Source organism: Paenibacillus sp. GCM10023252 (genome assembly GCF_042653305.1).
Taxonomy (GTDB): Bacteria; Bacillota; Bacilli; order Paenibacillales; family Paenibacillaceae; genus Pristimantibacillus.
On record NZ_JBHSHW010000009.1, the window covers coordinates 397812 to 417352 of the forward strand.

The 19541-nt window shown below is 47.8% G+C and carries 11 protein-coding genes; 7 read left to right on the forward strand and 4 right to left on the reverse strand.

Features of this window, described 5'->3' with window-relative positions; all coding sequences use genetic code 11:
- Positions 1 to 3: 3 nt before the first annotated feature.
- Positions 4 to 939 (forward strand): peptidylprolyl isomerase, encoded by a 936-nt coding sequence (locus ACFO9Q_RS07620; RefSeq protein WP_379180356.1) that lies wholly within the window; start codon positions 4 to 6, stop codon positions 937 to 939.
- Positions 940 to 1120: 181 nt separating this feature from the next.
- On the opposite strand, the gene ACFO9Q_RS07625 is transcribed toward ACFO9Q_RS07620, so the two are convergent.
- On the reverse strand, positions 1121 to 2479 hold the full coding sequence (locus tag ACFO9Q_RS07625; RefSeq protein ID WP_379180358.1) for a choice-of-anchor Q domain-containing protein: 1359 nt from the start codon (positions 2477 to 2479) through the stop codon (positions 1121 to 1123).
- Between the two features lie 370 nt (positions 2480 to 2849).
- Here ACFO9Q_RS07625 and ACFO9Q_RS07630 point away from each other — a divergent pair, with 370 nt between their 5' ends.
- Together ACFO9Q_RS07630 and ACFO9Q_RS07635 are read left to right on the forward strand one after the other, a co-directional pair.
- On the forward strand, positions 2850 to 7592 hold the full coding sequence (locus ACFO9Q_RS07630; RefSeq protein WP_379180360.1) for a sugar-binding protein: 4743 nt from the start codon (positions 2850 to 2852) through the stop codon (positions 7590 to 7592).
- Between the two features lie 110 nt (positions 7593 to 7702).
- On the forward strand, positions 7703 to 9805 hold the full coding sequence (locus ACFO9Q_RS07635) for an alpha-galactosidase (RefSeq protein ID WP_379180362.1): 2103 nt from the start codon (positions 7703 to 7705) through the stop codon (positions 9803 to 9805).
- A 60-nt stretch (positions 9806 to 9865) separates the two neighbouring features.
- Here the strand turns inward: ACFO9Q_RS07635 and ACFO9Q_RS07640 are convergent, their stop codons facing one another.
- Complete coding sequence (locus ACFO9Q_RS07640) at positions 9866 to 11497, reverse strand: response regulator (protein ID WP_379180364.1); 1632 nt, start codon at positions 11495 to 11497, stop codon at positions 9866 to 9868.
- A complete protein-coding gene (locus tag ACFO9Q_RS07645; RefSeq protein ID WP_379180366.1) occupies positions 11494 to 13323 on the reverse strand; it encodes a sensor histidine kinase in 1830 nt (609 codons plus the stop codon). The genes ACFO9Q_RS07640 and ACFO9Q_RS07645 overlap by 4 nt, the downstream gene beginning before the upstream one ends.
- A 65-nt stretch (positions 13324 to 13388) precedes the next feature.
- On the opposite strand from ACFO9Q_RS07645, the gene ACFO9Q_RS07650 reads away from it, so the two are divergent.
- The 4 genes from ACFO9Q_RS07650 to ACFO9Q_RS07665 all read left to right on the forward strand — a co-directional run bounded on the left by ACFO9Q_RS07650 (position 13389) and on the right by ACFO9Q_RS07665 (position 18531).
- Entirely contained in the window at positions 13389 to 14834 is a 1446-nt protein-coding gene (locus ACFO9Q_RS07650; protein ID WP_379180368.1) for an ABC transporter substrate-binding protein, read from the forward strand.
- Between the two features lie 165 nt (positions 14835 to 14999).
- On the forward strand, positions 15000 to 15926 hold the full coding sequence (locus ACFO9Q_RS07655; protein WP_379180370.1) for an ABC transporter permease: 927 nt from the start codon (positions 15000 to 15002) through the stop codon (positions 15924 to 15926).
- A 14-nt stretch (positions 15927 to 15940) separates the two neighbouring features.
- Positions 15941 to 16882: a carbohydrate ABC transporter permease gene (locus ACFO9Q_RS07660; RefSeq protein WP_379180372.1), complete on the forward strand. Its 942-nt coding sequence runs from the start codon at positions 15941 to 15943 to the stop codon at positions 16880 to 16882.
- Positions 16883 to 16971: 89 nt separating this feature from the next.
- Entirely contained in the window at positions 16972 to 18531 is a 1560-nt protein-coding gene (locus tag ACFO9Q_RS07665; RefSeq protein WP_379180374.1) for an ABC transporter substrate-binding protein, read from the forward strand.
- Between the two features lie 78 nt (positions 18532 to 18609).
- Here the strand turns inward: ACFO9Q_RS07665 and ACFO9Q_RS07670 are convergent, their stop codons facing one another.
- The gene (locus tag ACFO9Q_RS07670) at positions 18610 to 19422 is read right to left on the reverse strand and encodes a helix-turn-helix transcriptional regulator (protein WP_379180376.1); all 813 of its coding nucleotides are present in this window, start codon (positions 19420 to 19422) and stop codon (positions 18610 to 18612) included.
- Positions 19423 to 19541: the final 119 nt, after the last annotated feature.

Sequence of the window (19541 nt, forward strand, 5' to 3'; positions counted from 1 at the left end):
AAGATGCGGATGATAGCCAGGCGCAGCAAGATTTTTCTGTTCTTGGTTGCCATGTTCCTTATAACAGCTTGCTATGCGGGGGAGGATAATCGGCCCGGCGAGGAGGCTGTGATCAAGGTGAACGGGAGTCTAGTTACCAAGAAGGAATTGGAATGGATTACCGGGCAATCCGGGTTGGAGAGCGGAGTGGAACTATCGGTGAAGGAGCAAGCTCTTGCTGTTAGGACAAGGGTGATCCAGCTGGAGGCTGTCAAGCGGTCCATTCCGGTTCCTATCGGGGAGAAATCCTTCTTAGAGGCTATGGATGTGGAGAATCTGAGACGGTCGAAGGCATTGGAAAATAATGAGCCTATCTACGGACCCAAGCAATACACGGAGAAGCCCTATTATCATTCTCTGATGACCAAGGCGGAGCGGGCTCTTAAGGACAAGCTGCGCGGGAAGGAAATCGATAGTAGTCAGGAAAAGCTGCTGGCTTACTACGAAGCCCATAAGGACAAGTTAGCCCGAAAAATGGACAGCTATTGGCTTGAGGCCTTGGTTGAGCCTGGTGAATCTCATGATGCTCGTAAGAGAGCAGAGCTGCTGCTGGACAGATTAAGTGCCGGAGAGCCATTTGAGAAGCTCTATGCAGAGCGGCGTTCTCTCAAGGGATTGACTGCCGAGGAGCAAATCAACGATGCCGACCGCAGAAATGTGGAAAAGTATCGGGAGGCCTTATATGAAGGAATAAAGGATATGAAGGTAGGGGAGGTGCGTCTGGCGGTTATTCAAGACCAGGACAGCTTCAAAATCATCAGGTGTGTGAAGCGTCAGCAAGGTGGCTATTCCAGCTTCGAGGAAGTACGTGACAATGTTACGGAACGATACTTGGAGCAGGAGTTTGATAGAATCGTTAAGCAATGGATAGATCTAGCTGAGATTAAAGTGTACCATTAATCTGTGCTTGCAAGGTTGACGCACTAACACGATATGGCTGCCTCCTCGGCTAGTCAAGAGATTGATCGGAATGACAGACAACATTGGATAGTTAATATCTTCCTCTGCTATTACGGACTTAGTTAAAAAGGCTGCTGAAGCTAGGATTATCCTAGACTCAGCAGCCTTTAGTTGTTCACGCTTAATATTCGTAAGCACCGCGGTCATAGCCGGCGCCTGCTGGACGTGCCTTGCCTGTGTAATCAACAGAAGGCGCAAGTGTGCTTGTTCCACTGTCAATCGCTGGAGAGTCAGCATTAAGCTTGAAGTTCCCGCCAGAAGGATTAACGAACTTAGGATCGGTGTTCAAGTCATGCGACCCTTGAATGGCCACAATCCCACCATAATGAATATTGTAATCATAAGTTAGATTGGTGTTGTTATAATTTGAATTCACTTTTGATGTGCTGTTCCGTGCTACCATTATGTTGTTGAGAATCTTGACATTGTTGGAAGAGTTGGCATAGATATTGCCATCGTTAATAATCCGGCCATTGTGATAAGCTGTATTGTTAATAATATCAACATTTTCACTTGAATATGCGTGAATACCAGATCCGCCGTTACTGCTCGATACATTATTGGTGACTAGTGTTTTCCCTTTGTAGGCGGCTGCGCCGATTTGCTTGTTTTTCGTATCATCGACGATGATGCCGTTTCCGTCCGAATAGTCATTTGTCACATACCAGATGAGTCTTGATTCATTGTTATAAGCGTTATTGCGCTGAATAATATTTTTGTAGGTTGTTGTGTTATTGTCTGTGTCATAAGGATGGAAGATAGAGATGCCGCTGTTGGCATAGATTGACCACCAGGCATTATTGTATACGGTATTGTTCTCAATGGTGATGTAATCAGCCCGATCCGTGTAGATTCCGCCTCCAGGAACATCGTGTACCTTGTTGTTGCGAATGATGATGTGATGCGGATACGAGTTGGTCGTTGTATCATTCTTAATGCTAATGCCATTCGTATTGGTCTGCGCCATATACGTCCAATTCACGGTTCCACCAGCCCGGTTAGCAAGGAAATGATCCTTGCGTGCCTGTGCTTCAGCTTGAGTAATGGTCTGGTTATAGCCATAGATCTCAAGTCCTTCAATGATGATGTGGGAAGCACCGTTAATGATGATATGGTTCCATGCATTCTGTGTTCTAAGGACTGGATTGTGGCCGGGGTAGGCCTTGTAAGTAATCGGATAGCCTGGTGTGCCTGACCGCTTAATCTCAACGACGGCTTGTCCGCTCGTCTCGTAATAGGTGCCATTCTTCACATAGACCGTATCGCCGGGCTCGGTCACGATGGAGGCTCGTCTAATAGAAGAGTAGGGCTTCGCTTCTGTTCCGTCGCCGGTACTATCGCTGCCGTTCACCGCATCAACGTAGATGGATGAATTCAGCGCGTCTGCCTGTGAGGGTAAGGTGAACCAACCAGCTGTAAGCGCAAGCACAAGACTATAGATGATAGCTGCTTTAGGTTTGAATAATTGTAGCATGGACATGTAATGAACTCCTCTCGAGTAATGAAGATTAGATGGACAAGCTGATGTTCCACGATGCTCCTTTCCTAGTCGATTGAGTATGGAAGCGGCCAATTGGAAATATTTATGACAGCGCTTACTACTCGTTAACTATATTAATAGCTTAGTAGAATGGTGACAACCCTTGAAGCCATGAATGTCCAACTTCCCCTAATATTAAGATAGCAATCTTAAAATATGAATAGAAATGGATTTCCTCCTTGTCATTCTCTTACTGCGGTCAGCGTGAATTATGATAGGAATCCTAAGATATTTGATTCTGACCAGAGGGAAGGTCATATATAATCGATTAGAAATCAGGTTAAACGCTTACATTAAGGGAGGAAATGTTATGTATTGGAAGAAGAACAGAAAACAAAAAGTCGCAGGCTTCTTGGCGGCAGCAGTGACAGCGGCTGCCTTGCTTGCGCCAATCGGCTTGGGAGGGGCCAAGACCGCATGGTCGGCTGTGACGGATCCTGCGGTTAGCGGCTTGCATGCAGCGAAAAAGACTCTGTCTAGTATTGTGCTGGATGGCAACATCAGCGAAGGGGGATGGCAGTTAGGGGCGAAGGTACTGAATAACACCGTGGCAGGTTCTACTTCCAACAACACGGTGACCTATGACACGTTATGGGACAATGATAACCTGTATGTGGCGGTTAAGGTAGAGGATAGCGTTATCGTCAATAACAACCATGATCTACTCTTATATGAAGATGACTCCATTGAGCTATTCCTTGATGGGGACAATGCGAAGTCACTTACGTATGATGGCAATGACTATCAGATATTCATTCGGGCCGCAGATAATAAGGTAGCCGTGAAGAAGTCCAACGCTCCTGCAACGCTTGTGCCTGCCATTACATCGGCTGTAAGCAGCACGTCCAGCGGATACTCGGTTGAGGTGAAGATTCCATGGAGCAGCCTTGGGGTGACGGCGAAGGAAGGATTATATGTTGGACTCGACATTGCCAACAATGACAATGATACACCAGACGGCAGTGCAGGGCGTCAAGCTACGCTTACGTGGAATGCGAAGGGGAATACGAACTGGGGCAACCCCTCGACGTTCGGAACGCTATTCTTGAGCGGCAGTAAGCATACCCCTATCGTCTCGAAGGAAGGTACACCATCCTTGGACGGGCAGCCGAATGAGCCTGCCTGGCAGCTTCGCCATTCATTAATATACGGCAATAATACCGCTTTGTTCGGGTCGGTGTCGGATTCCGATTACCTGTACCTCGGCTATGTCATAACCGATGAACAGCTTCATAGAGATTCAGGCGCTTCGATGTATGATGATGATAGTATTGAGATTTTCATCGATGGAGATAACAGCAAGACGGCAGCTTATGATTCTCATGACCGCCACCTGAAGATTGGATATGGAGACAATGCCGTCGTGGAAGGAGCCTCACGCTCCATTGCTGGTGTAGTAGGCAAGACGTCACAGGTAGCAGGAGGCTGGGCGGTCGAAGTGGCTATTCCTTGGGTGATGCTGGGCATCACTGCTAAGGATAGAATGAGTGTTGGCCTAGACTTTACCTTCAATGATGATGACAATGGCGGAACACGTGACTCTGCAGGCACCTGGAATGGAGACGGCAATAATTGGAGGTACACGGATAAGTTCGGCCATCTCATCGTAGATAACGCCAATGTTGTTAAGCCTGCGTATACCGGACCTAGAGAGACCTTCACGGATTCAGCCGTTAACCTGAGTCTTGTCTATGCCAAGTCACCTCTCATTACGGTGGGAAGCTGGTTCAATGTTGGAACCCAGACAACTACGCCGCCATCTCCTTATACCAAGGAGAGTCGAGTCTATTCGAACAAGTCTGCTAATGAATATGTGATCTACAAGTCACCTTCAGCAGATATGATCAGCTTCAACATAGAGGAGCTGGCCCAGACCAAGCCATGGCTTGAATTATATGTATCTTCCGATGACATCACCTACACGAAGCTTGCACCGGGCGTCCAGTATCGTGTAACCCAGCTATCCCCTGGGGTTAGTACATCGGGATGGTATGGCAAGTACAGCTATACAGCGACAAGCTTGCCAGAAGGAACGCAGTATCTGAAGGTGATGTTCACTAATACGAATGACTATTCTTCCCTGCTGGAGACGGTCAGCTTCGACTATAAGCAGCAATATTCAGGTCCAACCATGAGCTTCACAGACGAAGCCGATGACTTCACTCATACGCTTGCGAAGAGCAATATGTTCGTCACGAACTCTCGCTTCGACACCTCAGGCAAGTTCGAGCCGAACGGATTAGGTGCTTATGTTACTTACAAGTCTGTGTCTGGTCACCTGCTGAGCTTCACGATGGATACGGTAGAGATGGCAGCTCAAGTGTCCGTCAATCCAGCATTCGAGCTGTATGAGTCCAGCGACAATATCACGTATACGAAGGTGAATCTGGCAGTAACGACCCTTGTTGACGGCAGCAGCGCTACAGGCTGGTATAGTAAGAAGCAGTACAGAGCAGACCGCTTCAGGACTGGCAGCATCTATATGAAGATCTCGGCAACCGCAACCAGCAACCTGTGGGCGGGTACGATAGACAAGGTGTCTTACCAGGCCGTTAAGGTGAACACAGCGCCAGACTCCTTGCAGGCTGTGCAACATTATATTACACAGGATACAGTGGCGACGGGATATATTAGAGGGCTGGATGCTGACCATGATCCCCTTACGTATAGAATTAAGACTCCTCCCCAGAATGGCACGTCTGTCGTAGAGAACGCAGCGACGGATGCGTGGAAGTATATACCGAACGCAGGCTATATAGGGGCCGATATCTTCGAGGTAGAGGTTACAGACGGTGAACGATCAGATACGACGAAGGTGACGGTTATAACAAGCTATGAACCTACCAATCTGACCTATTATGTGAATGGAGTCAGTGGGGATGATAATGGTACGGGCTTGTCAGAAGATCAGGCCTTCAAGACGATTCAGAAGGCGGCCGATCTGACCAAGCCGGGGGATACCGTGTATATCATGAACGGAACTTACCTGGAGTCAAGCACCCATAATGAAGGTGTCGTTAAGATTCAGAGATCTGGTCTTCCTGGAGCGTATATTACTTACAAAGCATACCCGGGCCATAAGCCTAAGCTGCATGTGAAGACAGCTTGGAACCATGTTCTGATTACAGCATCTTACATTAAGCTGGAGGGTCTTGAGATTGAGGGGAATTCTAACAATATCTCCCTTGAGGATGCACAAGCGGTCTACGAGAGATTAGCGTCGGGCAATATAACCTGGGGCAAGGAGACAAGCGCTTACAGCACGAATGGCATTGCGGTAAGGCCGGCGAATGCTAATGCGAATTATGCGGATAAGATCATTCCCACTCATGTTGAGATTCGCAATAACTATGTTCATGATGTTCCGGGCGGCGGAATCTATACCGATCAAGCGGATTATCTCGTCATTGAAGGCAATAAGGTTCATGATACGGCGAACCGAAGCGCTTTTGCTAACAGCGGCATCTCTGTATTCCATGCGATGGACACTGCAGACTATGCGACAGACAATGAATATCAATATATTATTCGCAACAACATTGCCTATCGCAATGAGACGAAGGTGAAGTGGCACATCTCCAAAAACTGGTCAGACGGGAATGGGATTATTATTGATGACTTCTTGAACAGTCAGATTAAGACACACTTCCCGAACAGCGTGCCAATCGCTTATACCGGAAGAACGCTGGTGGAGAATAACATTGCGTATGAGAACGGCGGCTCGGGCATTCATTCGTACAACAGCAATAATGTGGATATCTTCAACAACACGGCATACGGCAACAATGTGACCCCTGAACTGGATTGGGGACAGATCTTCGCTCAGACAACGACGAACGGCAGGGTTATGAACAATATTGCTGTGGCAACCGATCCAATGAAGCGTGTGAATGACAACAGCGGCAACAAAAATACCGTGTACGATTACAATATCTATTACGGCGGCGCATCGACTGGCGTGAAGGTGAGAGGACCGCATGACCGAATTATTGATCCGCAATTCGTCGATAGAAATCAATATGACTTCCGCCTGAAGACTGACTCGCCTGCTATTGATACAGGCAACCCAGCGGTGGGTTCAGCTAAGGATTATGCAGGCACTGACCGGCCTGTTGGAGAAGGAATGGATGTCGGTGCTTATGAGTTCGTTCCTGTGCGGCCTAATGAGGCCCCTGCTGCACCTGCAGGATTAGCTGCAGCCAACGTAACGAGTAACGCATTCACCTTAAGCTGGGACCCTTCCTCCGATGATAAGGGAGTGACAGGCTATCTTGTCTATTCCGGAGATCAATTGCTTAGTTCGGTTGATGGCACTTCGCTGCATGTAACAGGGTTAACTCCAGCAACGGTCTACGACATGACGGTCGTCGCTTACGATGCCGAAAATAGTCAGTCAGCTGCCAGCGCATCCCTTCGCGTCACCACTCTGGAAGAGAATACAGGAGGGGGGACGGGAGAGGAGCCAGACTATGAGGTGGATGGAAGCACCGTTATTACAGCTCCCGTCCTAGCAGCTGATGGAAGCTTGAAGGTCAGCATTCCAGCAGGTGATCTGATAGAGGCCGTCGAGCACGCCAGAACAGACCATAAGGTAGTAACCATTGAGGTACCTTCTCATTCAACTGCACAATCTGTGCAGGTTACCATTCCTGCAGAGGGCTGGACAGCTGCCAGAGATAGCGGAATTAAGCAGATCCTTATTCGCAATCCGTTCGCTCATGCAGCTGTCGCATTGGATGCAGTTCAATCTTATGAAGACTCTATTGAAGTTACGATAGGTAAGGGTCAGGATGCACTTCAGGCCTACACGTTCTACACCTGTACCATTAAAGTAGATGGTCAAGATGCAGCAGACTTGGATGGCAAGAAGTATCTGCAGTTATCTATTCCTTATGAGCTGACTGATGGTGAGAAGGGCAATAAGCTATCTGCCTACCGTATCGATCAGAATGGCGAACGGCTTCCAGTCAAAAATGGAAAATACGATAAACAGACAGCTAGCTTCGTATTCTATACAAATCATACAGGCCGATTCGTCGTCGATCATGAGTAACATAAAATATGAATAGGAATGACAAGATTGTTCATTGATTGGACCAGGTCCCGTTGATACGCTTAAGCGGAAGTGAAAACGCTTAGGATTGTGAAATGGGGAGAGAACCTATGATAAAAGTAGCAGACAGCAAGTCTCCGGTATGGATGCTGCGGATGCAGCATTCCGATTATGCAATTGGAGTAGATGCAGCGGGCAAGCTGCAGCATCTCTACTGGGGGGCCAAGCTGGTTGATGAGCAAGACTTGCCGGGTGCAGATGACCGTCCAATATGGATCCTAGAGGATGATCAAGGCTACAGCCGTCAGGAGATTATGCCTTGGGGCGGGCTTAACTACGATGAACCGGGACTTAAGGTAACGTTCGCTGACGGTATTCGAGATCTGGTCCTTGTCTATCATTCTTATGAGCAGCCAGCGGAGGATGAGCTTGTTCTTGTCCTGAAGGATGCGCTTAAGCCTCTGACGGTTCGATTAGTGTATAAGGTTCGAGCAGCTGTAGATATCGTGGAGAGGCATGTGGAGCTGCACAATGAAGGGACTGAAGACATTCGCCTGGAACAGGTGCTGAGCGCGATCTGGCATCTGCCGATACAGCCGCAATATCGAATGAGCTATCTGTCGGGTCTATGGGCAGGCGAGACGCAGATTCAGACCGAGCCATTGAAGCCTGGCAAGAAGGTCATTGAGAGCAGACGAGGAACCGGCAGCCATCAGATGAATCCCTTCTTCTTCCTTGACTTCGGGTTGTCTGATGAGGAGTTCGGAGAAGTGTACTTCGGTGCAGTTGCATACAGCGGCAGTTGGAAGATCGTAGCGGAGCAGACCACTTATCAATCCCTGCTGATTGGCGCTGGCATTAATGACTTCGACTTCTCCTGGAAGCTGGAGCCGGGGGAGACGTTCACCACCCCCATCAGTATAGGCGGATACTCAGGATCCGGGTATGGAGAGGCGAGCCGCAAGCTGCATCGGTATCAGCTTCAATCTGTACTTCCGTGTGCTGACCAGCTGCGGCCAGTCCTCTATAATTCCTGGGAGGCAACCAAGTTCGATGTCAACGAACAGCAGCAGATGAGATTAGCGGAGAAGGCGGCGAAGCTTGGCTGCGAATTGTTCGTCATGGATGACGGCTGGTTCGGTGAGCGTCATTCCGATCAGGCAGGGCTGGGCGATTGGACAGTCAATCGAACCAAGTTCCCGAATGGACTGCAGCCGCTCATCCAGCATGTGAAGTCGCTCGGCATGCAGTTCGGCATCTGGCTGGAACCGGAGATGGTTAACCCGGACAGCGACCTGTTCCGCAGCCATCCAGAGTGGATCTATCACTTTCCAGGCCGTGATCGAACGTTATCCCGTAATCAATGTGTACTGAACGTTGCAAGAGAGGATGTACAGGAGCATTTATTCGGTGTCATGCATGCCTTGCTAAGCGAGAATGACATCTCGTTCATCAAGTGGGACATGAATCGTTACTTCACTGAGCCAGGCTGGCCGAATGCACCAGCAGGACGGGAGCAAGAGCTATGGGTACGACATACGAGAGGCATCTACAGCATCCTGGATAGATTGCAGCAGCAGCATCCGAATGTGGCGTTCGAAGCTTGCTCCGGAGGCGGGGGGCGTGTTGATCTAGGCATGATGAAGTATGTCGTTCAATTCTGGACATCGGATAATACGGATCCCTATGACCGCCTTCGTATCCAGGAAGGATACTCCTTAGCCTACAATATCAAGTCGATGATGTGCTGGGTAACCGATGCTCCTAATTATATTAACCAGCGGTCTGCTCCGCTTAAGTATCGCTTCCACAGCTCCATGATGGGCTCACTCGGAATCGGCATGAATCTGAATGAGCTCTCAGAGGAAGAGCTCGAGCAGTCCAGGCAATATATTGAGCAGTACAAGCGGATTCGACGGACCATTCAGGAAGGCAGTCTCTATCGAATTGCTTCACCCCGTGCCTCAGATGATACAGCGGTCCAGTATGTAAGCGGCGATCAGTCTGAGTCCGTCGTATTCGCGCTGCGCCGGTCTGAACAGTTCCGAATGCCGTTCTATCCAATTCGGCTTAGAGGTCTTGATCCAGATGCTGCGTATTCGATTGAGGGCAGTGATGTGCGGAGGAGCGGCAGATCCTTCATGAGTAGAGGCATTCAAGTCCAGCTTGAAGCCGACTTCACAAGTGAGTTAATTGTATTGCGCAAGGTATAGGAAGGAGGGGCTGACTTTCACAAGTCGATTCAGACTTGTGAGAGGTCAGCCCCTTTTAAGTTACAGCGTCTCGCGATATTTGCCCGGAAGAATGCCAGTCAGCTTTTTGAACACGGTCGTGAAGTAAGTGGCATTCTCGAAGCCAACCATCTCAGCAATTTCGAACAGCTTGAGATCAGGGGACTTCATCAGTTCTTTTGCCTTTTCGACCCTTACCTTGGTGAGGTACTCAATAATGGTGTCATGATTCTCTTTTTTGAAAATCTGGCACATATAAGTCGGGCTTAAGTATACCTCCTCGGCAAGCGATTGAATCGTTATATTGTTCATATAATGCTTCTCAATGTGCTGCTTGATCTTGTAGACAACCTTCTGATTCTTGGAATGATGCTTATTGTTGAAGTAGGCCGATATATCAAGCAGCATCGACTCAAGGTAGGCTCTAAGAGTATCTATGTTGCGCATTCCCTCCAGCATCTGCAGGACGTCACTAATGGACGAGGAGACGATGTGCTCGAAGGATTCATCAAGCTCATGGAAGGTTCGGGCGAGATGGAATACGAGCTCCGTACAGAGGTAGTACACCTGATCTACCCTCTGACCGCTTGGAAGAATGACTTCTTCGAACAGCTTATGTGACAGCTCCTTAACCCCGTTCGTATCCCCTAGCTTAAGCATAATCATCAGCTGCTTCTCCAAAGAGTAGAGATGCATGTAATTCTCATTCTTCGCATGATGCAGCTGATCCACATCATCAATCGTTACGATAGAGCCCTTGCCCGAGAAGAAGGTATATTGCAAGGCGCTCTTCGCTTCCTGATAAGAGAGGCTGAGCTGAGTTAGTGAACGCACTTCAGAGCCAATTCCAATGGATACGGATACCTTCACATATTGCTTCACACATCGAGTAATCTCTTCGCTAAGCTCTACGAATCTGCTGCTTGCCAGCATCTTCTCATTGAAGAAGATAACGAGCTCATTCTCCAGCGTATTAGTGAAGAGGAATCCGCCTTCCACCGTCCGGATTAGCTCCTCCACCACATTGTGGATGGCAAAAAATATGAGCTGAATATTCTCTTCACTGAATGTCTGCAGCGCATGGGACAGATCATCGAGCTGCAGAACACCGACCGCCATAGCATCACCGGCTGTATAGGGTATGTGATAGAACTCCGCCTTCTCGAGAGCAGTAGCTTCATGGGCATAATGCCCTGAGATGAGCTGTGCGAGCAGCTTCTCTCTTAGAACGGGCATGCTGTCCTGAAGCTGCTTGCGAAGCTGCTCATGATTAGATCGGCTGCTTCGCTCAAGCTCTATACTGGTAACTACCTTCTGAATGACTTCGGTTATCTCTTGAATCTTCACTGGCTTCAGTATGTATGCCTCTGCCTCTACCCGCAATGCGGTCTTCGCGTATTCGAAGTCTTGCACTCCGCTGACGAGAATAATTCGGATGGAGCTGTTCTCCTCTTCCTTCAGCTTGTAAGCAAGTCCTAATCCGTCCATGAGCGGCATGCGAATATCGGTGCACAGAATATCAGGCTTCAGCTCTTGGCACATGCGGTAAGCCTCTTCACCGTCCTCAGCAAGTCCGATAATCTCAACCCCATAGTCATGCCATGGAATAACAGAGCTTAGCCCCTCACGAACGATCTCCTCATCATCTGCAATAATCATCTTCAGCATCATCATTCCTCCATCGTCTTCGCAGCGGGTAACGTAATCCTTGCAGTAAGTCCATGTCTGGTGTTGGCTTCATAGGTAAGGCCATATTGTTCACCGAACCATTGCTTAATTCTAGCGTTAACATTACGAATGCCGAATGATGCCGTCTGATCGTGAGCATGATCCAGCAGTCCGTTAATCTTGTGTACATCTTCCTCTGTACCTGATCCATCATCCGTCACGAGCAAGACGAGCCCGTTGTCCTGCAAGAAGGCCTCAATCGCAACATGACCTCGTCCTCGAGACTGATCGAATCCATGCAGAATCGCGTTCTCCACTAGAGGCTGCACGATGAGCTTGACCGTAAGCAAGGGGAGAACCTCCCTGTCAGCTTCGATGGTATAAGACAGCTTGCTGCTCATTCGAATCTTCTGAATGGTCAGATAGGCCTCGACTTGCTTCAGCTCATCGCCTAATGTGATGATGGAATTGCCCTTGTTCAGGCTGAGCCGGAAGAAGTCTGACAGAGAGGTGACCATCTGGCTGATCTCAGGCGCTTGCTTCTTCAAGGCCATCCAGTTAATTGAGTCTAATGTATTATAGAGGAAGTGCGGATTAATCTGCGCTTGGAGCGCCTCAAGCTCGGCCTTCTTCTTATTCGCCTCGGTCACATATAAGCGGTCAATCAGCTCTCGTATTCGCTTAATCATATTGTTGAACCGATGGAACAGATACGCGAATTCATCATTGCGCTTGTACTCAATCGTGACGTTGAACAGATCATCCTCGGCAGCGCTGATTGACTTGACGAACTTGCTCAGCGGCTTCGTAATATTGTTAGACAGGACGAACGAGAGCAGGATGGCGAAGCCAAGGCTGACGAGCAGGACGATAATCATGACCTTCTGAAATGAAAGCAGGTTCCGATTAAGATCCTTCACTGGTGACAGGGACACGATCTTCCAGCCAAGGGCGGGCAGCTCCTTAATGGCAGTTAACGTATCCACTCCATTGAGTACAAGCTGATTCGAGTAGAATTCACTCTCGCGATCATTCGTGTCCTTCTCAGCAGCATGCAGCTGAATATCCGGGTATAGGGACTGGAAGGGCGTGTCCACAAGAGCGTCCTTCGGCCCGACCATAATGTGATTCTCTTCATTCAGCAGGAATACTTGGCTCCCGGGAGAAGGCTTCATTGCGATAATGACATCATATAACGTAGCCAGATCAACATCGACGGTTAATAAGCCTGCATAGGGCAGTGTAAGGCTGTCTAGATTATAGATCCGCTTAATCATTCGAATAACAACTTCTTGCTTGCTGCCGGTGTCGCCGGGAAATAAGCCTAGCACGCTGTATTGCGTCTTGTAAGGGATAGACTGATACCAGGGCTGGTTCTGAATCGTCTCCATCGTATACACATTGCCAATAAAATTGTATAGCGGATATTGCGGTCGATTCATAAGATACAGCTTAACGTTCATGGAATGATTGGATAAGTTCTTCAGATTGTAGCTTCTAAGCAGCTCATTAAGTTCAGCAATCTCTGTAATCGTGGTCACATCATTCATCGGCTTGTCCGAGGAGATAATCTCTTGAAGCTTGCTGTTCAAGTAAATATTCGTCATAAGATCATTGATTTCTTCCAGCTTTTGCGTTAAATTCATATGCATCATATTCATGTTCCTTGCGATGGAATCGGTCATATTATTCGAGATGGTGGTGGAGGACTTGTTATACAACGTAACGGAGATGAAGGTAGAAGGCAGCAGTACGAGAAGGATGAAGTACAACAGCAAGCGCTGCTTAATACTTATATGATTATAGAATAGACGCTGCATGATGCTCCTCATTGCTGCTATCCCCTTACTGTCCGGATTCAGAAGCTACGATCATTATATAGCAAAGAGGGATTATATTGAAACCGCTTAATACGTATATGTTTTTCAAGTTAGTCATGATGCTCCTTCTCACCGCTTCCGGATGCAGCAGCACCGACCTGTTAACTCGAGGAGAACCGTACAACAATGACTCTAGTGCTGGAGGGAGAATTATAACCTTCGCCTACCAAACTTATGGAAGCAAGGCAGAGATGGAGAAGCTGATTGAGCAGTACAACTCGGAGAACAAGGATCGTATCCAGGTTCAACTGCTAGATATCCCCAAGGATGATTATACTCGAGTGCTTAATATGGAGCTTATCGCAGGGTCAGCACCCGATCTATTCTCCTTCCAGGAAGAATGGAAGACGACCTATGTATTCAAGAACTGGCTGACGGACCTAACCTCAACGATTAATGAGGCCGCAGGCCTGCCTTCCTTGACCAATTGGGATAAACACTATGGGAGCTACAATGAGCAACTGTACAGCATACCCAATGGTGTGACCAGTCTTCGGCTAATTTTCAACAAGTATCTATTCCAGTCTTCAGGGCTTGACCCCGATAATCCTCCCAAGACACTTGACGAGCTGGCACGCTATGCCCAAGTGATCAGCGAGGGCAACCTAGGTTATCAGAAGTATGGCTTCGCATGGCCGCTTGATGAGAACTGGTTAGGTTATAATCATGGGATGGAGATTCCGTTGACGTACAGCGGAATTACTACCTTTGATTACAAGAAGGGTGAGTATAATATAACAAGCGTTAAGCCATGGCTGGATACAATGCTTCAGATGAAGGCTAGCGGTGCCATGCTCCCTGGTGAATTATCGCTGAAGTATGATACGGCTCTTACACAATTCGCTAAGGGGAACGTAGGGATGATGTTCGCTACCAGCTCGGATGTGTATAAGCTGGAGAACGAGCTTGGAATGTCACTAGATTGGGGGGTGGCTATGCCGCCTGCAGTTGATGGAGACTCTAAGGGCAAGGGAGCATTAATGCTGGTGCCGGAGCCGATGATTGGCGTCAACAATAGCAGCGAGGTCAAGGAAGAAGCAATCAAGTTCTGGACATTCCTTCATCAGAGCAAGACCATTAGACACTTATATAATCGCGGAGCTTATTATCCGGCCTATGAACAATTGCGCAACCCTGTGCCTTCAACGACAAGCAAGCAGTTTGCGTCCTTCAAGCCAAGCAAGCTGGAATCCTATTATCCAGCACAGCCGATTCTGTTGAACAGCCGCAATCGAATGCCGTCCATCTCTAACGAAGTAACCTGGAACAGCCGCAATCAAGCCTATCAAGAGATAGTAATGGGCAAGCTGCCAGTGAAGGAGACGCTTGAGAATGAGACGGGGCGAATGAATCTAATCTTGCGTACCGCTGTTCGCTATAATCAGATTAGGCTAGAGGACTACAAGAAACCGCAGTTTGATCCTCTGCATCCTTTAATTAGCGATTTTAAAGATGCACAATAACCTTCTCGGTCATGCTCGTCATGACCGAGAAGGTTTTTTCGTTATTTTAGGATTAGCTTCACAACACCATAAGATAGTTGTGCTAACAATAAGATGCTTGATTTTCATTTTCGACAAAGCCAGTACAATTAGGAGTATAAAACATAGAGAGAAAGTGGTGAGTGGATGATGAGAACGCTGTCTAATCATGCAACCAACATCATCAGGCATCGCATGCTGTTCCTAATGATGCTGCCGGCGTTAGTCATTGTAATCTTCAACAATTATCTGCCGATGTTCGGAGTGGTCCTTGCCTTCAAGAACTACAGATTCACCGACGGAATCTGGGGGAGCGCCTGGTCGGGCTTCGAGAACTTCAGGTATCTATTCGAGACGGAGGTTGCCTGGACGGCAACGCGGAATACGATTGCTTATAATACGGTATTCATCGTGAGCGTAACGTTCGGGGCGATGATACTAGCCATCGCCTTGAATGAGGTGAAGCGCAAGTTTCTTAAGTCCTTCTTCCAGAGCACCTTTTTATTTCCGTACTTTCTGTCCTATGTAGCGGTAAGCTACCTGCTGTACGCTTTCCTAGGGGAGCTGGGCATTCTGAACTCAACGGTGCTAGATTGGTTCGGTATAGATAAGATATCTTGGTACTCCTCGCCTGATAAATGGCCGTTCATTCTTCCGATTGTGAACATATGGAAGGGAATAGGATACTTTGCTGTCGTCTTCTTGGCCTCGATCGTCTCTATTGATACAGAATATTATGAAGCTGCTGTTATTGACGGAGCATCGAAGTGGAAGCAGATTCTTCACATTACGATTCCGATGATGATACCGGTCGTTACGATTATGACCCTGCTGCAGGTTAGTAATATTTTCAACGCGGACTTCGGCTTATTCTATCAAGCGACGCTTAATTCCGGCTCTATCTTGTCAACGACAGAAGTAATTGATACATTCGTGTACCGGAACTTCCTGCTTAACGGGAACGTCGGCATGTCAGCTGCAGCAGGCTTCTATCAAGCCGTTGTCGGATTCGTGCTTGTCCTTACTGTAAATACGATCGTGAGGCGCGTAAATAAAGAGAATGCGCTCTTCTAGAAGGGGAGATTAGAATGGAACAGACCATACAGACAGCCAAGTCTTCAAGAATTAGAGTGAAGACGGTCGGACCGAATGATATGCCAAGATACGCACAATATATATTAATCGCTATACTAGCTCTGTTAAGTCTAGCCTGTATTCTGCCCATGTTCTTGGTACTTGCGGTGTCGATCTCGGATGAGGTCTATATTAGCCAGGCGGGATATCAGTTCTTCCCCAAGGAATTATCCTTATACGCTTATGAGTACTTGTTCTACGACTACAAGAAGATTCTGAATGGATACTGGATCTCGTTCCTGATTACAGCAATAGGGACGGCATCAAGCTTGGTCGTCACTTCCTTATTCGCTTACCCGGTATCGAGGCCAGACTTCCCGTATCGCAATCAATTCTTATTCTTCGTCTTCTTCACGATGCTGTTCAACGGCGGACTTGTGCCTTGGTACCTCATCTATGCACAAGCTGGCCTCAAGGATACGCTGTTCGCGCTGCTCATTCCTTACCTCGTCATTCCTTTTAATCTGATCATCATGCGGACCTTCTTCGGTTCAACGATACCGCATGCGCTTATTGAATCAGCTAAGATTGATGGGGCAGGTGAGCTTCGCATCTACTGGCAGATTGTACTTCCGTTATCACTGCCTGTCATGGCAACGATTGGCTTGTTCCAGATGCTCCGATATTGGAATGACTGGTATCTTAGCTTAATCTATATTAATCAGGAGTCACTGGTGAACATTCAGTATCTGCTCTATCGGGTCATCAGCAATATTAACTATCTGAATTCAGGCCTTGCCAACCAGGTAGCCACGGATGGAATACTTGCGGCGCTGCCAACACAGACGGTACGTATGGCAATAGCTGTTATCGGAATTGGTCCGATCGTCTTCGTCTATCCGTTCATTCAGAAGTACTTCGTTAAGGGACTTACCGTAGGCTCCGTGAAGGGATAACCGAGCAACAAGCATGGCATAGCCCAGGCTGCCTCTAGTTCTATGACTAGGTAGTATAGATAGCACTAATATTAGGAGGGTTCAGCAAGATGAGAAAAGGTAAAAAGCTTAACATGGTGCTGGCAATCATGCTGGCGGCAACGATGTTCCTGTCTGCCTGCGGCAACAGCAACAATGGCAGCAACACGACCAACACAGGAACGGGTAATGAGGGCAATACGGAAGCGGCTAACAACGAAGCTTCCGACGCATCCAAGCTGAAGCCAAGGGAATTGTCCATCTACTTCGAAGGTCCGGCTACACAGAAAGATATGAAGTTAGTTGAGGACGAGATCAACAAAATTACTAAAGAGGCGATTAATGCTACCGTTAAGGTGAATCACCTTGGCTGGAACGACTACCCTCAAAAAATGAACCTGATGATGGCTTCCGGCGAACCATTCGATCTCATGTTCACAGCAGGCTGGGGCGGATTCGCAGCAGATGTAGCCAAGGGCGCCTTCCACGCGCTGAATGGTCCGGACAGCAAGCTGCTTGAAACGTACGGCAAGGGCATAACGGACAGCATCGATCCGCTAATGCTGACAGGTACAGCGATTAACGGAGTAAACTATGCCATTCCTACTCAGAAGGAGATGGCTTCCCAGCAAGGCTTCCTTGTCCAAAAAGACATCGCTGAAAAGTACGGAATTAATGAAGACACCGTAAAAACGTTAGCTGATCTTGAACCATTCCTCGTGAAAATCAAACAGGATAACCCAAGCATGATTCCATTCAATGCTTCTAGCAATTGGGTATCGGCATATCCGTATGAGCTTGTTGGCCAAAACTCCAGCCAAGGCCGTCTGCCAAAAGACGGAAGCACGAAAGTAGTTAATCTGTTCGAACAACCGGAAATAAAAGAACACTTCAAGCTGATGGTGAAATGGAACAAGCTCAATCTATTCCAGCCTGATCCAGGAACGAACACGGATATGTCTACACAGATTAATAACGGTGAAGTGGCGGTTGTTCAACAACAGCTGAAGCCAGGGAAGGCGGAAGAGTTCTCCATCGGCAAGACTGAGCCATGGATTCAGATTGCACTGGAAGACGCTCCATACATTGCTGCTGGTGATCTTAACAATTCCATGCTCGCCATCTCCAAAACATCTGAGGATCCTGAGCGGGCGATGATGCTATTGAACTTGATGCATACCGATGCTCGTATCGTTAATCTGCTGGCGTACGGGGTTGAAGGTGTACACTATGTGAAGGTATCTGACAACGTCATTAAGTACCCGGACGGTAAAACGGGAAAAGATGTCGGATACAATCCAGGAAATGCATGGCAGATCGGTAATCAATTCCTAAGCTATCTCTTCGAACAAGAGAATCCGAATAAGTGGGAAGAGTTCAAGAAGTTCAATGAAGCAGCAAAGCCTACTCCAATTATCGGATTCAGCTTCAATGCTGAGCCGGTCAAAAACGAAGAAGCTGCTATTGCCGCAATCTGGAAGGAATATATCGACGGCTTGAGCGGCGGTGTACTGGATGTTGACAAGTACTTGGCTGAATTCAATGAAAAGTTGAAAAAAGCAGGATCCGACAAAGTCATTGCAGAGAAAAACCGTCAAATTGAGGAGTTCCTAAAAACGCAATCGAAATAATGTAAATGGTTGAAGCAGCTCTGTCCTCCCCGTATAGGGATGGACAGAGCTGCTAGTCGTTATGCAGATATTAGTGAGCTATATTCGTCTGCTTCGGTAATATCCGGGCGGAGAGCCAACACGCTTCTTAAATAATCTTGAGAAATAGTAGAGGCTGTTGAAGCCGCACTCCAGACTAATGCTCTCAATGCTGTCATTACTGTTAATTAGCCTAATTTTTGCTTCCTCGAGTCTCTTCGAGATGAGATCCTCCTTGGGGCTGGTACGGAAGAACGTCTGATAGAGAACGGAGAATCTCTCTTCACTCAGGTTGACCAGATTGGCCATTCGCTGAACCGTCCAGTCCTCTGCGAATGCTTCATGTATGCACATTCGAGCCTCAATGAACTTGATATGGAATTGTCTCTCGGATGTGGTATATTGCTCCAGCTGGATGACCAGCCTCTGTTGACGGCCTATTGTGCACAGCACGTCATGTATAGCGAGCTGGACCTTCTGCTCCCAATAAGGCTTCTTCATCGCGAGTTCGTTCTCAATCTCTCTGAAGCTTGACGACAGCAGATGCTTCTCTCCCGTTCGAATAAGGCAGTTAAGTGCTATGCCGTATTGCTCGGCCAACTCTCTAATACTGGGGCCTTGGAGGTGTACCCAATCATTGCGGAAGCCTTCGCTCATGTGGGCTAATGTGCCGTGATGCTGCGGGAAGCTGGGGTCATGAAGCAAGCAGTCTCCCGGCTGTCCGTGCTCCATTCCGTTCAAGGTTCGGGCGAAGAACGGGGTGGAGAAGCACATAAGGACGTAGCAGCCTTCTCCAGCAGGCCGGTCTACGACGAATTCTGGCTGATGAGGGGTATTTATTCCGATTAAGGATACTTGGATGAAGGATGACATCTGAATTTCTCTCCCTTGCAGCAGTTTGCAATAGTTTGCAAAGCAAAAATGCAAAATGAAAAATGAATAATTCATTTTAGTTACCCTTATCAGGATCTATTATTAAATATAACACAATG

Bases quoted from the DNA above. Each gene is read 5' to 3' on its own strand.
- ACFO9Q_RS07620 (WP_379180356.1), top strand. From the start codon at position 4: ATGCGGATGATAGCCAGGCGCAGCAAGATTTTTCTGTTCTTGGTTGCC.
- ACFO9Q_RS07625 (WP_379180358.1), bottom strand. From the start codon at position 2,479: ATGTCCATGCTACAATTATTCAAACCTAAAGCAGCTATCATCTATAGT.
- ACFO9Q_RS07630 (WP_379180360.1), top strand. From the start codon at position 2,850: ATGTATTGGAAGAAGAACAGAAAACAAAAAGTCGCAGGCTTCTTGGCG.
- ACFO9Q_RS07635 (WP_379180362.1), top strand. From the start codon at position 7,703: ATGATAAAAGTAGCAGACAGCAAGTCTCCGGTATGGATGCTGCGGATG.
- ACFO9Q_RS07640 (WP_379180364.1), bottom strand. From the start codon at position 11,497: ATGATGATGCTGAAGATGATTATTGCAGATGATGAGGAGATCGTTCGT.
- ACFO9Q_RS07645 (WP_379180366.1), bottom strand. From the start codon at position 13,323: ATGAGGAGCATCATGCAGCGTCTATTCTATAATCATATAAGTATTAAG.
- ACFO9Q_RS07655 (WP_379180370.1), top strand. From the start codon at position 15,000: ATGATGAGAACGCTGTCTAATCATGCAACCAACATCATCAGGCATCGC.
- ACFO9Q_RS07660 (WP_379180372.1), top strand. From the start codon at position 15,941: ATGGAACAGACCATACAGACAGCCAAGTCTTCAAGAATTAGAGTGAAG.
- ACFO9Q_RS07665 (WP_379180374.1), top strand. From the start codon at position 16,972: ATGAGAAAAGGTAAAAAGCTTAACATGGTGCTGGCAATCATGCTGGCG.
- ACFO9Q_RS07670 (WP_379180376.1), bottom strand. From the start codon at position 19,422: ATGTCATCCTTCATCCAAGTATCCTTAATCGGAATAAATACCCCTCAT.